The sequence below is a fragment of the Bacteroides sp. 14(A) genome, assembly GCF_000526555.1.
Lineage (GTDB): Bacteria > Bacteroidota > Bacteroidia > Bacteroidales > Bacteroidaceae > Bacteroides > Bacteroides cellulosilyticus.
Genome location: NZ_JAGH01000002.1, coordinates 2,922,318 through 2,939,597 on the forward strand (window position 1 = coordinate 2,922,318; position 17,280 = coordinate 2,939,597).

Genomic DNA, 17,280 nt, shown 5'->3' on the forward strand with positions numbered 1-17,280 from the left:
GCATATTTCTTTTGCCATATAACCCCTCCATTCTCAAGGATCTCTTTCCTTGCATAGTGAGTCTAATCAAGTGCACTTTCTTCTACTATTTCTTTCGCTTGTTTATATTCATTTCCGAAAGATATGTCCATCCCCTGTCTGATCTTGATAGAAAATAATCAAAAAGGCTTAAAAGTGTTAATGGATGTATTGCTGCAATAAATGAATGAAAGTTATTTTTTAGCTTTAACAAATGGGTTACATATTTTTTGTGATACGTTACCACGCTGTCTTTTCTTGCATTTCTCTTGATATTTTGGGTTCATTATTATACTGTTTTTCTCTCTCTAAAGTGATTTCTTAAGCTCTCTTTTTGTCTTAAAAAAGGGTTCTTTGTTTTGTTTGTAATTGTTTGATATATAGCTTGATATGTTGTTTTACGAAATGCAGTCAAAAAAGAATGTAACATCGAAGAGAAAGATGTAATGCCATCAAAAAAACGTGTAGCATGATCGTGTCTGATGTTCCATTTCTGATGCATACATTTGCTGCTGAGAAAAAGCGACTATATTATTGGGAGAGATGCGTATGGAAAACATTTTTCTTTCCTCTTATGACATGAAACGCTAATATATGTAATAATAGTAATATGATTATTAACCGTCAAATTATTAATCTTAAAAGACTGATTGATTATGAAATGCAAGTACGATGACAGTTGATGCTATCTTTAATAGCTAATGAAGAGAGAATGTAGTTATTAATATCTTAAACTAATGGTAATGAAAAATGTAACAAAAAAAAATCAAAAGCTACCTTACTTATTGCTTTTGTTGCTATTAAGTTGCTTGCCAACGTTAGCGCAAAATGGAGTAACGGTAAAAGGAACAGTTCTTGATAGTACCGGTGAAACGATTATCGGTGCTTCTGTCGTTGTGAAAGGCAACACTTCAATAGGTACGATATCAGATATAGATGGGAATTTTACGTTGACTGTTCCTAATAATAATGTAACTCTTGTTATTTCATATATCGGTATGAAATCACAAGAGGTGAAAGTACCCCCTCAGCAATCGATCAGAGTCGTGTTGGAAGATGACAGCCAACAGCTGGAAGAAGTTGTGGTAGTGGGTTTTGGTCAGCAAAAGAAGGCCTCGGTGGTGGGCTCCATTGCACAAACCACTTCGAAAGCTTTGGAGCGCACCGGTGGTGTCTCCAGTTTAGGTCAGGCGCTGACGGGTAACCTCCCGGGTGTAGTGACTATGACTACTACCGGTATGCCGGGTGAAGAAGATCCGAAGATCACCATTCGTGGTGTGACATCCTGGAACTCAAGCGATCCGCTTATATTGGTGGACGGTGTAGAACGTCCCATGAATTCGGTGGATATCAACTCTGTGGAAACCATTTCTGTATTGAAGGATGCGTCGGCAACTGCCGTATTCGGTGTACGCGGTGCCAACGGTGTAATCTTGATTACCACCAAACGTGGTGCAGAGGGCAAGGCAGTGATCAACATCAATGCCAGTACGACATTGAAGACCTACTCTAAATTGCCCGATATGATGGACTCGTATGATGCGCTTTCGCTCCGTAACCAAGTTATTGAGAGTGAACTGGCTTATAAGCCGGAAGCCTGGAGTTACTATCTGACGCAGGACCGTTTGAACAAGTATCGCTATCCGGCCAATCAGGCAGAAGCTGAACGCTACCCCAATATGGACTGGGTGGACTATCTGTTGAAGGACGTAGCTACTTCTTATAATGCTAACGTCAACATCAGTGGTGGTACTAAGTTCGTGAAATATTTCGCCAGTGTGGACTATACGCATGAAGGCGATATATATAAGAAGGTAACCAATATTAAGGGCTATGACCCAGGATTCGGATACGACCGTATCAACGTGCGCAGTAACCTCGATTTCAACCTGACCAAGACTACTAAATTGCACGTCAATCTTTCCGGTTCGCATGCTGTGAAGAAGGCTACGCAAGGTCAGTACGAGAATCTTGTTTGGAGTGCTTTCTATGGCATCTCTCCCGACTCTTTCATGCCGGTGTACAGTGACGGTACCTTTGGTTACTATTATCCCAACCCCACACAGGCTGCCACTAACTCTTACGAGGGACTCAGCGTCAACGGTATAGGTTATACAACAGATGATCGCCTGAACACTGACTTCACCCTCGAACAAGATCTTGGTTTCGTACTCAAGGGGTTGAATATACAGGCTAAGTTAGCATTCGACAACGCCTTCCGTGAAACAGGTCGTGGAGTGGATGACACAAACGACTGGGAAAGTGAAATGCACAAATGGATCGATCCCGATACAGGTATAGAGTATACCGACATTTCTCCTGATGCCTTATATAAGTTCGACTTTAAGAATAACAGCGCTTGGATGACTGGTGCGGGTGCTGTTCAAAACTGGGCTACCTACCGCCGTATGAACTATTCTGTTCAATTGAACTATTCCAATAAGTTTGGAAATCACACTGTGGGTGCCATGGGTAACTTTAGCCGCGAACAGTATGCTACAGGTAGCGAACAGCCCCATTATCGTGAGAACTGGGTGTTCCGTGGCACATATGATTTTGCAAATCGCTACATGTTGGAATATAACGGTGCTTACAATGGTTCCGAGATCTTTGCTAAGGAAAATCGTTTTGCCTTCTTCAACTCGGGTGCTATCGGATGGATGGTTTCAGAAGAGCCCCTTGTGAAGAAACTCAATCTCAAATGGCTGGATATGTTGAAGCTTCGCGCGTCTTATGGTCAGATTGGCGATGACAATGTAAGCGGACGTTGGCTTTATATGGATACTTGGAGCAATGGTGGCAGCTATCGTCAGTCGTTGACGGGTGTAGATCCTTCCAAGAGCCCTTACAGCTGGTGGCAACAGAGCCAGCTTGGCAACAAGAACTTGCAATGGGAGACGGCTACCAAACTTGATATCGCTGCTGACTTCGCTATTTTGGGCGGCCTTATCTCGGGTTCGTTTGACTATTTTAAGGAAAAGCGTACCGATATTTTAGTAACCGGTGCCAATCGTGCCGTTCCTTCATATTTTGGTACTTCCGCTCCTGTAGCCAACCTCGGCAAGGTAGACAGTGAAGGTTTCGAGTTGGATATTCGTTGGAATAAGCAGCTCAACCGAGACTGGCGTCTTTGGGGTAATGGCTCTTTGACTCATGCTGTCAGCAAGATCAAGGAGGCGGATGATCCCAGACTGAAACCTGACTATCAGAAGAAGGCTGGTAAGGCCATTGATCAGAATTATTCTTATGTGGATCATGGATATTATAATAGTTGGGATGAACTCTATGGTAGTACGGCGCACGATGAATACGATGAAGGACGTAAGCCCGGTAACTATGTCATCCTCGATTATGATGCCGACGGTATTATTTCCGTGAACGACAATATTCCTTATGGCTATACAGGTACTCCGCAGAATACAATGAACCTTCAGATCGGTGCTGACTACAAAGGCTGGAGCTTCTTCGTTCAGTTTTACGGTGTGACTAACGTAAGCCGTTCTGTAGGCCTCAGTAGCTTGGGCGGTACAAGAAACACCGCTTTCCACGAGGGCAGCTACTGGTCTCCGGAGAATCAAAACGGTGATGTACCTCTGCCTCGCTGGTTGAACCAGACAAGCCGGTATACCGATGGTACACGCTTCCTCTTCGACGGTTCGTACGCACGTTTGAAGTATGCTGAACTTTCATATACCTTCTCTAAGGAAAAATGGCTGAAGGCATCGGGTTTGGGCACTTTGAAGCTGTTTATCAATGGTAACAACCTCTTTCTCTGGACTGATATGCCCGATGACCGTGAGTCGAATACCGGTGGATGGAGCGCATACCCCACTCAACGTCGTTTCAATTTAGGTTTTAAAATAACACTTTAATCTGAGATAAGATGAAAAATAAGATTATTCACATACTTTTCGTATTCTTCGCCGCCGGATTCACGTTTACTTCGTGTACCGACTATCTGGACAGAGATTCTGACTCTGTGCTGTCAGCAGAAGATGCGTTCAAAAACTTCAATAACTTCCAAGGATTTATCGAAGTGATGTATAACGTTATCCCCGACGTGGCCAAGCATAACTGGGTAAGCTCCTTCAACTGGGGTGACGATGAGGTTATTACTACCGGTAATGGTGAAGGTTTGATGGGGTATGCTATCGATGGTGGTAACTACCGCACTTATATTGGTAAAGGTGACTGCTTCCTGGATAGAAGCTGGAAAGTTGATGGAGACCGTTTTGCTAAGGCTCTGTGGGGTGGTGGCTGGTATGCCATTCGTCAGGCCAATCTCGGTCTTGAAGCTCTGCAGAGTGGTTTGTTGAAGGATGCCACGCAGGAGGAACGTGACTTTGTCGAAGGGCAACTCTATTTCTTCCGCGCTTGGTTCTATTTCCAGCTTACTACTTATTGGGGTGGCTTGCCATATATGGAAAGTGTATTGCCATCCGATGCACAGTTCAACTTGCCGCGCGAAAGCTATCAGGAGAATGCCGAAAAGATGGCGAGAGACTTTCAGCGTGCTGCCGAGCTGCTTCCTATTGACTGGGATAACACTGCTGCAGGCAACCGTACTAAGGGTAACAACGCTTTCCGTCCCAACAAGATTTGGGCACTTTCTTACCTAGGTAAGTCTCTGCTCTATGCCGGTAGCCCTTTAATGGTGAATGGTGGTGAAAATAGCAACCGTTCATACGATGCGGATTATTGTAAACGTGCGGCTGATGCTTTGGGCAAGGTGCTTGCTATGGTTGAAGGTGGTCAGACACAATATGCTTTGGTAAACTTTGACAAATACAGCAGTCTGTTTTATACTAAAGAGCAGAACTGGCTGATGCCCGGTGGTACAGAAGCCATTATGCGTAGCCCTACTTACGGTGCCGACTCTTACTGGCGTCAGATGAACTCCTATCAGATTCAGGATATTGCAGAAGGTGATGGTATCATTCTCTGTCCTGCTGCCAACTATGTAAATTATTTCGGTATGGCGAATGGTCTGCCACTCAGTGATCCCAATTCCGGATTCAGTAAGGAGCAACCTTGGAAAGGTCGTGACCCGCGTTTCTACAATAACTTTCTCTATGATGGTGTGAAGATGATTAAAGCGCCGACGGACGATAAATTCAAAGCTTTTGAGTATGCTAACCTCTATGAAGGCGGTAATGCCTGCAACGATCCTAAGAGAACCAGCCGTACGGGCTATCTCAACTATAAGTTTATTCCGTTGGGAGCCAACAAGGCTGATAACGACTACGGATACGGTAAGGCTACCCATTTCCATTTAGCATGGTTGCGTCTGGCAGAAGTATATCTTCTGTATGCCGAAGCTGCTGCGCAAGGTTACGGTTCGCCTTCCGGCAAGTCTACTTCTTTCACGAAGAATGCTGTGGAAGCGGTTAACGTAGTCCGTCAACGTGCGGGTGTGGAAGATGTTGCCACTGTATACACTGCCGATCTTGAAAAATTCATGGGTGAGGTTCGTCGTGAACGCGCTGTTGAACTAGCTTACGAAGGACATCGCTTCAACGACCTGCGTCGTTGGAAACTGCTGACCGAATCTCCTTACAACATCAAGACCACGCAGCGGTTCGATCGCGCGGAAGCATTTGACCCTAATGCCGACCCGAAAGAACGTAAAGTCGTTAACTTCCGCGAAGAGGTAGTGACGCAGCGCAAGCTCTCCAGCAAGCACTACTGGCTACCATTCAAGACCGATGATGTGACGATGTATCCTGAATTCTACCAGAATCCCGGTTGGTAATGGTTTTATTAACGTAAAAACTCTAATAAAATGAAACATATATATAAAGGACTTGTACTTTGTGCAACGTTGGCTTTCGCTTACACACATACTGCCGCTCAAGAACCGCTGGCAGATATGTTGGAAGCTACTCAAGCTGATACGCTCTCAAAGGTGCAAGTGGCATTCCGCTCCATCGACCAGCGTGACCTGCTGGGTGGAGTATCAGTGATTGATATGAAGGAAATGTCAGAGAAAGCATATACAAGCAATAGTTTAGGCTTTGTAGACAATGTGGTGGGCGGTTTCAACGGAAACATCTGGGGAAATACCGAATACCTCGTTATCGTAGACGGTATGGTACGCGATGCGAATAACGTGCTCCCTCACGAGATAGACCAGATTACGCTTTTGAAAGGGGCGTCGGCCGTAGTGCTTTATGGTCCGCGTGCGGCCAAAGGCGTTATCTCCATCACCACCAAACGTGGTGAAATTGGCGATCTCAGAATTAATATTCATGCCAATACCGGTTTCTATACTCCCAAGTCTTATCCCAAATATTTGGGTTCGGCAGAGTATATGACTCTCTATAATGAGGCTCGTGCCAATGATGGACTGGCTGCGAACTACTCGCAGGAAGATATATTTAATCATGCTTCCGGTTCGAATCCTTATCGCTATCCCAACTTCGACATGTATTCTTCTGAATACCTAAAAAAAGCTTACAACCGTTCGGAAGCAATAGCCGAAATCTCAGGTGGTAGTGAGAAGGTAAGGTACTATACGACTACCGGTTACTATCGCGAATCATCATTGCTGAAGGTGGGCAAGACTGAGGATAACTATGTCAGCCGTTTCTTTGTACGTGGTAACGTGGACATGCAGCTTCATAAGTTTATCACTGCTCAAGCTGATGCCAATGTTACTTTTTATGATTCCTATTCGGCTAATGTAGACTGGTGGGGACAGACAGCCACGTTGCGTCCACACTTGGTGACTCCGTTCATTCCCTTGAGTTACATTGAGGCAACCGATCAGAATTCATTGAATGCCGTGCTGAACAGTAGCTATCTTCAAGATGGCAAATTCTTCTTCGGTGGTACGCAGCAACATCCCACCAATCCGGTGGCCGATGCTTATGCAGCCGGCGATAGCAAGTTCGTAAGCCGTCAGTTCCAGTTCAATACCCGTTTTGACGTCAATCTCTCTCCGTTGCTCAAAGGGCTTTATTTCCGTGCTAAATACGGTATCGACTATGCATCGACCTACAATCAGGGTTATAGCAACAGTTATGCCACTTTTGCCCCTACGTGGAGTAACTACAATGGCGAGGATATCATTTCAAGCATCACTCAGTATGGTAAAGATGAGAAGAGTGGCACTGAGAACATCAGTAACTCGGCTTATCGTTATACATACAACGTGTCCGGTCAGTTCGACTATCAGAATACTTTCAACGAAGATCATAACGTCTTCGGTATGATTCTGGCCAATGCCTGGCAGACACAGCGCAGCGGACATTATCATCGTACCACTAACGCCAACTTGGGCTTCCAGGCATCCTACAATTATCAGCACAAGTACTATGCTGATTTCAGCGTTGCAATGCCTTATTCTACAAAGTTGCCCACCGGCAACCGCGTGGCCTTCTCGCCTACGGTGACTTTAGGCTGGAATCTAGCGAATGAGAAGTTCCTAGAAAACTCTATTTTCGACAATTTGATGCTCACAGCTTCTGTAGGTATCATTAATCAGGATCTCGACATCACTGCCAGTGACAATGAAGACGGCTACTACCTTTACAAGACAGTGGTACAAAAAGGTGGTTGGTATAGTTGGGGAGATAACGGTGGTCTGGCTGCAACAGAGTTTCAGCGTGGTAACAATCCCGATATGACCTATGTGAAGCGTAAAGAGTTCACTGCCGGTTTGCGTGGTTCAATGTGGAGCAATCTGATCAATTTTGACATCAATTTCTTCACCAGCAAGATGGATGGCGGATTGGTTCGTCCCGGTTCATTGTATCCTAACTACTTCACGCAGATTGGTTATCCGTCATCATCTATCATCCCTTATGTAAACTTCAATGTGGATCAGCGCACAGGTTTCGATTTCAGCGTATATGCCAATAAGAAGGTGGGCGAGGTAGATCTGACTCTGGGGGTTAGCGGTATGTATTATAAGAGCACTGCTAAAAAGCGTGACGAGAACATCGAGTTCAGTTATCTATCGGCTGTGGGACGTGCGCTGAACGGATACTGGGGCTTGGAGAGCGAAGGCTTCTTCCGAGATGAAGCTGAAATTACTTCGGCTCCTACACAGACGTTTGGTGACGTGAAACCGGGTGACATCCGCTACAAGGATCAGAATAACGACGGCAAGATTGATGATAATGACCGCGTATTCCTGGGTCGTTGGGACTCTCCGCTTATGAGCGGCATCAACCTCACTGTCAAGTGGCGTGACTTTACTTTCTTTGCAATGGGTAACCTCTACTTGGGTGGTCACGGCATGAAAGACAACTCTTATTATTGGATGAGTGGCGATAGCAAATACTCAGAAATAGCACGCAACCGCTGGACTCCCGAGACTGCGGCTACAGCTACTTACCCGCGTCTGACAACTACCAATGGTGCTAACAATCTCCGTACTTCGGACTTCTGGATATATAAGAACGACCGTTTTAATCTGTCTCAGGTGCAGCTTACTTATGCTATGCCCCAAAATGTGTTGCGAGGAACTTTCATTAAAGGCTTGAGCTTTTTTGCCAATGCTAACAATCTGCTGATGATTGCCAAGGAACGTAAGGTTTTGGAAATGAATGTAGGAAGCGCACCTCAGACACGTTTCTACCAACTTGGTTTCAAGGGTACGTTCTAATAATGTGAATAATAAATAATATGAAGATTGAAAAATAAGAAGTTATGAAACTAAAAAATATCATCTTGTCAACAGCATTATTGGTGGGATTCTGTGCTTGCGATGACCTATTCGAGCCGGCTATAGAAAACCATAAGACTGTGGAAGACTTGGAGAATATGCCTGCATGGGCTGTCGGTTTGCTGGGACATGCTTATATCAGTAATCCGCTGGGTGAAAACGCCAACTCTTGGAAGTTTACCGATGTGGCTACTGACGATGCCGTGTCCAACGATGTGGGCAATGGATATCTGAGAATGGCGACCGGTGCATGGCGTGCCGACAACAATCCTGTGGATAGTTGGCAATACTTGCGTGCCTCTTGGCAATACCTCAATCAATTTCTCGAAATATCCGACAAAGTGGAATGGGCCAAAGACGAAATGGCTTCCGAGCTATTTAGAATACGTTTTCAAGGCGATGCGTATGGTATGCGTGCTCTCTATATGTATCATTTGCTGATGAGTTGTGCCGGATGGACTGCCGATGGACAACTGCTGGGCATACCCATTCTGCTGGAGTCTGAGACTATCTATTCCGATTTCAATAAACCGCGCAACACATTCCGTGAATGTCTTGACCAGCTGAACCGGGATGTGGAGAAAGCTATTGAAATGCTTCCGGAAGAGTATGGCGATGTGGAAACTACGGCTGAGGTGCCCACTAAATATACTCAGATGGGTGCTGACTTTAGTCAGTACAACCGTGTCTTTGGCGATCATGCCAAGAATCGTATGAGTGCCCGCGTAGCTCGCGCTGTTCGTGCTCAGGCCGCTCTGTTGGCTGCCAGTCCCGCTTATAGTGAAGGTTCAGGTGTTACTTGGGAACAGGCTGCCAACCGTATGGCTGAAATATTGGCGAATCTTGGCACTAACCCCATTGCGGCTATTGATGCTACGGGTAACAAGTGGTACGAGGATTCCAACGGTATCAAGAACTTGGTAGCAGGCTACAACCGCCCCGAATTCTTGTGGCGTAGCAACAAGAACGAGAGTGCCGACCTTGAAAAGGATCAGTATCCTCCTTCACTTTTCGGAAAAGGTCGCGTTAACCCGACGCAGAATTTGGTAGATGCATTTCCTGCGCTGAACGGTTATCCCATCAGCGATCCGAAGAGCGGATACAATGCTCAGAATCCGTATGCTGATCGCGATCCTCGCTTAGCTCTATACATTATTTATAATGGCAGCAAGGCAGGTAACTCAAGTAGCGTCATCACTACTGCTGTAGATGGCACCAACAATGATGCCATGAACAAGTTCGACGGTGCTTCTACACGTACCGGCTATTATCTTCGCAAGTTCTTGGATATGAACGTGAATGCTAATCCCAGCAATACGACCAACGGTTATCACATTAAGCCTTGGATTCGTTATACTGAAATTTTCTTGGGTTATGCTGAAGCTGCTAACGAGGCTTGGGGGCCGCAAGGTAAAGGTGCAAACAGCTACTCTGCTTATGATGTGATTAAGGCTATCCGTCAGCGTGCCGGTGTCGGTGAGAATGGTGGTGATCCCTATCTGGAATCGGTGAAGAATGACCAGAACAAAATGCGCGAACTCATCCGCAACGAACGTCGTCTAGAACTTTGTTTCGAAGGTTTCCGTTTCTGGGATCTTCGCCGTTGGAAGGTAGATATCAGCAAACTGAACGAAACTGCAAAGGGTATGAAGATTACGGGAACTCACCACGAGGTGGTGGACGTAGAGAAACGCGACTATAAAGATTATATGTACTATGGTCCTGTGCCTTATAGCGAAATGTTGAAGTTTGATGCTCTCATCCAGAATAAGGGATGGTAAGCGACAGGCTGTATGTAAACGAATTTATATAAACTGAATAAATGAAAATAGCAATGAAAAAATCATTCTGGATAATAGCCGCTATGGCGGGAGTCTTGTTCACTGCATGCGAAAACGGTGACCGGGATTTCCCAGACTTTAAATATTCTGCGGTCTACTTTGCCTATCAAAGTCCCATTCGTACCATCACACTGGGCGAGGATCCATCCGTAGATAACTCATTGGATAACGAGCACAAGTGTCAGATTATGGCTACGATAGCTGGTGTTTATGAGAACAAAAAGAATGTGGAGATTGGTATCCGGGTAGACAATTCGTTGTGCGATGGTTACACTTTCGAAAGCACAAAAGGTGATATCATGCCTTTGCCCACATCGCACTACACGCTGAGTGATGACAAGATTGTTATCAAGAAAGGTCAGGTATTGGGTGGCGTTACGGTGAACTTGACCGACGCATTCTTTAATGATCCCAAGGCTACGGAGTTGAACTATGTTATTCCGGTAGTAATGACCGGTGTGCAGAACGCTGATTCCATCTTGGAAGGTAAACCTTCGGTGGATACTCCCGATCGCGTGAACAAGGAAGATTGGGAAGTACAATCCAAAGATTATATTCTCTATGCCGTGAAGTATATCAGTAAATACGATTCACATTACTTGCGTCGGGGGGTTGATACTTATACTGGTAACAAGACCGGTACGGAAGTTCGCCATGCTGCTAATGTGGAGAAGGATGAAACCATTGGCGGATTTAGTACGCTGGGCTTGAACAAAGTGCAGTGGGAGCGTCCTACTAAAGATGCTGCTGGAAAGAATGTTGAAGCCAATTTAATACTCACTTTCGACGAGAGCGGCAATTGCGTCATTACTTCTAATACCGAAGGTGTAGAAGCTAACGGTAGCGGTAAGTTCGTTGCCAAAGGTGACAAGAACAGCTGGGGAAATAAAGACCGCGATGTAATCTATCTGGACTACACCATGGACTACGCTGGCATTCATTGTGCTACTAAAGACACTCTGGTGACGCATTACCGTGGCGTGAAGGCTGAATGGTTTACTCCTGTGAAGAAATAATAATAGGGTTTCTTACTAAAAAAAGTATTTATATGAAACATACAAAAAAAATATTAGGTACAATGCTTTTGACGGCTGCGGCTGTTGTAGCCACCTCTTGTGTGGACGACAGTAAGTTGCTGTTTAGTGTTGAGAAGCCAACATCCATTGCAGATATGGAGTATCTCAATGCGTATGACGCATTGAAAACTTATGTAAACAGCAGTGCCAATCCCGACTTTAAGTTGGGAATTGCATTGGCTGCGAATGATTATATTGCAGGTGGGCTGGTAACACGCTTGGCCAACTCTAATTTTCATGATATGACGGCAGGGAATGCAATGAAGTACGCTTCGTGTGTGGCTGATGACGGATCTATGAATTTTGGAACTGTAGAGAACTTTGTCTCTGCGGCTAAAGCTGGAGGACTTACTATTTACGGACACACATTGGGCTGGCATGCGCAACAGAATAATAAGTATTTAAATGGGTTGCTGAAAGATAAAGAGATGGACGTAGATCCTGACGAAAAAGTTGATGTCGAAGATTATGCGGTGGATTACTCTACTTCCGGATATACTTTCTGGAATGAAGTTAATGCAGAAGTAAAAGAAACTACGACTATAGGCAAAAATGATGCCGAAGGTTGTTTGGAAATTAAGACTTCTGTTGCTGCTGCTCAGAATCACTATGTTCAGTATCATATCGCTGACAATCTGCCGACTGTTATAGGTAAGGAATATAAGTTAAGAATCATGATTAAAGGTTCGGCAGCCGGTAGTCTTAATTTCGGAGTAGGACCTTGGAGTGGTAGAGCCGAGGGGGCTTTTTCTTTCGATACTGAATGGAAAGAGTATGATTTTACTTTTACAGCAGTGGCAGATGGTGGTCATGTAATGACACAATCTGGGCTTTTTGCTGGAACTATTCAAATTAAATACGTTAAAATATTCCATTCTGAAGCTCCTACTGTAGAAGTTGAACAAGAGGTGAATGTACAGACTTATAAAGATGGTCCTTTCCCATTTTATGCAATGGGGTGCGAGCCTCCTGTTATAAATAGTTGCCTACATTTTGTTCCCACCGGTGATTGGGCGCAGTTCTTTGTTTTTCCCGGTGGAGATAATCCGCTTGAAGAAGGAAATTACGTTATCTATCTAGATTTGACAGCTTCTAAAGATGCTAGTGGCGTACAACTGACAATGCAGAATGGATGGGGTGGAGATGCTCAGAGTATAACAGTTGCTGTACCTATTAAGGAAGGTAATCATAAGGTTAGGTTGAATTTCCCTGATGTTGCAGGTGGCAATTATGATGTTATTCTTAAACCACAAACAGCTGATGCTGCACTTGACCTTAGATCTGTTACTGTTTGCAAAGTTGTGAAGATGAATTCTATTCCTTTGACTCCCGAAGAGAAGAAAGATACCCTTACATGGGCCATGAACAACTGGGTAGAAGGTATGATGAAAGCTACTGGCGGTTATGTGACCGCTTGGGATGTAGTGAACGAAGCTATTTCCGGAGGCGGTGATGACGGTGAAGGATTCTATACTTTGCAGTCTGCCAAAAATGTCTCTGCAGAAGATGCTAAGAATAACTTCTACTGGCAAGACTACTTGGGTAACGAAGACTATGTGCGCATTGTTGTGGCTGCTGCCCGTAAGTATTATGCCGAGAATGGTGGTGTTAATCCTCTGAAACTCTTTGTCAACGACTATAATCTGGAGTCTGACTGGGATGACAATAAGAAGGTTAAGAGTCTGGTACATTGGATTGAAAAGTGGGAAGCTGACGGTGTGACGAAGATTGACGGTATTGGTACACAGATGCACGTGAGTTGCTATGCTAATGCTGTTACACAGAAGAGCAAGGAAGATCATGTGGAAAAGATGTTCCAAATCTTGGCAGAGAGCGGTAAACTCGTGAAGATTACCGAACTCGATATGGGCTATATAGACGAGAATGGCACTAGTGTGAAGACGGAGAATATGACTGAAGCACAGCATAAGGCGATGTCCGATTATTACAAGTTCATCGTGAAAAAGTACTTCGAGATTATTCCTGCTGCCCAACAATATGGCATCACTCAGTGGTGTGCTACTGATAGTCCAAGTAATTCCAGCTGGCGTGGTGGCGAACCCGTAGGTTTGTGGGATGCGAACTACAGTCGTAAGCATACTTATGCCGGATTTGCAGATGGCTTGTCTGGTAAATAAGAGCTCTTTATGATAAACGCCCATACAGGACCTCTTGTATGGGCGTTTATTTATCCTTTCTGTTAGTATATAACGAGTATTAAGAAAGGAAGATGGTATGTTTCTACAAGAAAATGTAACATGGATATTAAAGATGTAACATCAGTGAATAACTATGTAGCATGAAAATGTGAGTTGTTCTATTCCTATCTGTTACATTTGGGACCGGAAAATGATATCAGAATTTGTAGTTAAAGATAAAATGAAATAGTATGAAAAACAAGATTTTTTTGCTTGCACTATTAATAGGCTTTTCTTTATATTCCTGTGGAAGCAATTCTACAACGGATGATGAAACTTCTTTGAAAGCATCAGTTGGTGATAAGTTTTATATTGGTGTCGCCATAAATACGGCGCAATCATCAGGACGTGATACTACAGCTGTACAACTGATAAAGAAACATTTTAATTCAATTGTAGCCGAAAATTGCATGAAGAGTGCGGTTATTCATCCGGAAGAAAATCGTTATAATTTCTCTCAGGCAGATGAATTCGTTAAATTCGGAGAGGAAAACGGTATGTTTATTATAGGACACTGTCTGATGTGGCATTCTCAGTTACCACGATGGTTCTGCACAGATTCCGAAGGGAAGAATGTATCACCGGAAGTACTGAAACAACGTATGAAAGATCATATTTATACAGTGGTAGGTAGATATAAAGGTCGTGTGAAAGGATGGGATGTAGTGAATGAAGCTATAATTGAAGATGGTTCTTATCGCAAGACGAAATTTTATGAAATCTTGGGTGAAGAGTTTATTCCTTTGGCTTTTCAATATGCCCATGAAGCGGACCCGGATGCCGAACTTTATTACAATGATTACGGCATGAATGTAGAAGGTCGTCGAAATACGGTAGTGAAGATGGTGAAGGATATGAAGGAAAAAGGCCTGCGGGTAGATGCTATCGGTATGCAAGGACATATGGGTATGGATTATCCGGACATAAAAGAGTTTGAAGAGAGTATTTGGGCTTTTGCTTCTACCGGTGCTAAGGTGATGATTACGGAATGGGATATGAGCGCGCTGCCTACTGCAAAACAGGGTGCTAATATTTCAGATACAGTGGCTTACCGGAAAATATTGAATCCGTATCCAGAGGCTTTGCCTGATAGCGTTTCCGAACAATGGAATGCGCGAATGGAAGCTTTCTTCAACTTGTTTATTAAACATTCTGATGTTATTACCCGTGTGACGGCATGGGGAGTGACTGATGGTGATTCTTGGAAAAACGATTTTCCGGTAAGAGGTCGTCGTGATTATCCATTACTTTTCGACCGGAGTTATCAACCGAAGCCTTTTGTAACAGAATTAATAGAGAAAAAGTAATATTAGAAAAAATATATCGGTTCTCATCTTTCCGAGAACTGGATATAATTTGTGCATTTTATAATATCTTTCCTGCATCCTCTGTGAAGAGTGTGCAGGAATACAAAACTTTGAAATGTAACATGGTAGGTGTGAAAACAATATTTTGATTAAAATGAAAAGAATTATAAAGGTATTTTTCTTCGTAGGTTTTATATTACTGTCATCTTGCTCCGATAATACGATACAAGAAGTAGTACTGCCCGAAGAACCTGTGGCACCCGTTGATCCTGATCCTGAACCAGGAGATAATAATACGTTACCTCTCTTAAGTGTAGTAGGTCGTTATCTCAAAAACGCGAAAGGAGAGATTGTAAACCTACATGGATTTACACAGACTTACAGTCCTTTCTTCAACAACAATGCTTGGGGAAACTATGATGTGCAGGCCTGCTTGAGTTATAATAAACGTATGGTGGACGGGATTTTGAATGCGGGCTGGAAGTTTAATTTTGTTCGTTTGCACTTGGATCCTTATTGGAGTGATGACGCTTCTATGCCGTATGTGCGTTATGAGGGACATGAACGTTTCTCTGAAACGCGTTTCCGGAAATATTTGGATGAATTATTTGTGCCGATGGCGGAATATTTCATTTCCAAAGGGATGTATGTAGTGATGCGTCCGCCCGGCGTGTGTCCTAACAGGGAACCTGCTGACAAATATCAGGGGATAGAAGTAGGGGATACTTATCAGCAGTTCTTATTAAAAGTCTGGGATATCGTATCACAACACTCAAAGTTGAAGAACAATACCGGAATCATGTTTGAATTGGCTAATGAACCGGTCAATATAAAAGGGACGGACGGAAACTATGGAAGTACGGGGGATGCTTGCTTTGCTAACATGAAAATCTATTTTCAAGCTATTGTTGATAAAATACGAAGCCATTGCAATAACATTATTTGGGTTCCCGGACTTGCGTATCAGTCTTCCTATGCGGGATATGCCACTCATCGTATTGAAGGTGAAAATATAGGTTTTGCAGTTCACTGTTATCCGGGTTGGTACGGTAGTGATGCGGAGCAGGATAGCGGTGAAGAAATTGGCTCTTCTACAGGGGGAGGATACGAAGCTTTTCAGCGTGGATGGGATGCGCAGGTAGGACCAGTGGCTGCTTTTGCTCCTATCATGGTGACGGAGATAGACTGGGCGCCCAAGAAGTATGGCGCTACTTGGGGGAAAAGTGTTACGGGTACAGCTGGTAGTGAAGGCTTTGGTGCTAACTTCAAGTATATAGCTGATAATTCGGGCAATGTTTCTTGGCTGTTTTTTACTACGAAGTCTCATGAACTGGCAGCATTTAAGGATGTACTGGGAGAACCGGGCAACTATACTTTTCTCAATGATCCTGAAGCATGCCCATGGGCTATGTATCATTGGTTCAAAGAGTATGCTGAAGGTATGGTAGTGAATGGAGAGTTAGAAACCTTGGAGCTGATGGGCCAGGAGGGAGAACTTCGCCTGCAAATGGGAGGTGCAAGTTATCTCAAAGTGAAAGCTACTTATTCGGACGGAACATCACGAATGGTGACGGCGGAGGCGGTTGTCAGCAGTTCGAATACGTCTGTATTAAAAGTAGAACGAACCGGCAAATTGGTGGCTATGGCACCGGGTGAAGCTATAGTGAGCGTTTCTTATCAATCTGCGACTGGTGTTAGTAAACAGTTATCACTGGAAGTTACGGTAATATCTCCTTTCTCTTTGACCACAGATGTATTCAATCCGTCTATTTGGGAAAATGGAACTTTTGATGAAGCTACCCGGACTTTGGTGACGGGGCAGTATGGTTTTGGTGGTTGGCAGTATACTGACGGGCTTGATCTGTCAGGGTATAAGACACTGACTGTAGAGTTGGGTAACGATAATGAGAGTAATGTATCATTCCGCTTGTTTGATAAAACCAGTTATTGGACAAAGCCTGCTACTTATGATTTTGGTTCGTCACGAAAGGTTGTTATTGAATTGAACCGGATGGTCGATGAGAATGGAGTGAAGATTGATCCTTCACATCTTTATATAATAGGTTTTTGGTCTATGGGTGGCAAGTCGATTGTAATAGCTAATATTACTTTGGCGGATTGAGTATTATCTAATATTGATATTCAAATATCTAAAATTGTAAAACGGTG

At 43.9% G+C, this 17,280-nt stretch carries 8 protein-coding genes; all 8 read left to right on the plus strand.

The features are described from left to right. Positions 1–755: 755 nt before the first annotated feature. On the plus strand, positions 756–3,890 hold the full coding sequence (locus K429_RS0118545; RefSeq protein ID WP_026367867.1) for a TonB-dependent receptor: 3,135 nt from the start codon (positions 756–758) through the stop codon (positions 3,888–3,890). A gap of 11 nt (positions 3,891–3,901) precedes the next feature. After that, on the plus strand, positions 3,902–5,770 hold the full coding sequence (locus K429_RS0118550) for a RagB/SusD family nutrient uptake outer membrane protein (protein WP_026367868.1): 1,869 nt from the start codon (positions 3,902–3,904) through the stop codon (positions 5,768–5,770). A 30-nt stretch (positions 5,771–5,800) separates the two neighbouring features. Further along, a complete protein-coding gene (locus K429_RS0118555; protein ID WP_026367869.1) occupies positions 5,801–8,629 on the plus strand; it encodes a SusC/RagA family TonB-linked outer membrane protein in 2,829 nt (942 codons plus the stop codon). Between the two features lie 44 nt (positions 8,630–8,673). Next, positions 8,674–10,470 carry a RagB/SusD family nutrient uptake outer membrane protein gene (locus K429_RS0118560; protein ID WP_026367870.1) on the plus strand — a complete coding sequence of 599 codons (1,797 nt, stop codon included), beginning with the start codon at positions 8,674–8,676 and terminating at the stop codon, positions 10,468–10,470. 53 nt (positions 10,471–10,523) lie between these two features. Further along, on the plus strand, positions 10,524–11,546 hold the full coding sequence (locus K429_RS0118565) for a DUF5627 domain-containing protein (protein WP_026367871.1): 1,023 nt from the start codon (positions 10,524–10,526) through the stop codon (positions 11,544–11,546). A 32-nt stretch (positions 11,547–11,578) separates the two neighbouring features. Further along, on the plus strand, positions 11,579–13,744 hold the full coding sequence (locus K429_RS0118570; RefSeq protein WP_026367872.1) for an endo-1,4-beta-xylanase: 2,166 nt from the start codon (positions 11,579–11,581) through the stop codon (positions 13,742–13,744). A 251-nt stretch (positions 13,745–13,995) separates the two neighbouring features. Next, on the plus strand, positions 13,996–15,111 hold the full coding sequence (locus K429_RS0118575; RefSeq protein ID WP_026367873.1) for an endo-1,4-beta-xylanase: 1,116 nt from the start codon (positions 13,996–13,998) through the stop codon (positions 15,109–15,111). A 154-nt stretch (positions 15,112–15,265) separates the two neighbouring features. Continuing rightward, positions 15,266–17,233, plus strand: a complete 1,968-nt coding sequence (locus K429_RS0118580) for a glycoside hydrolase family 5 protein (protein WP_026367874.1) — start codon at positions 15,266–15,268, stop codon at positions 17,231–17,233. Positions 17,234–17,280 lie beyond the last annotated feature (47 nt).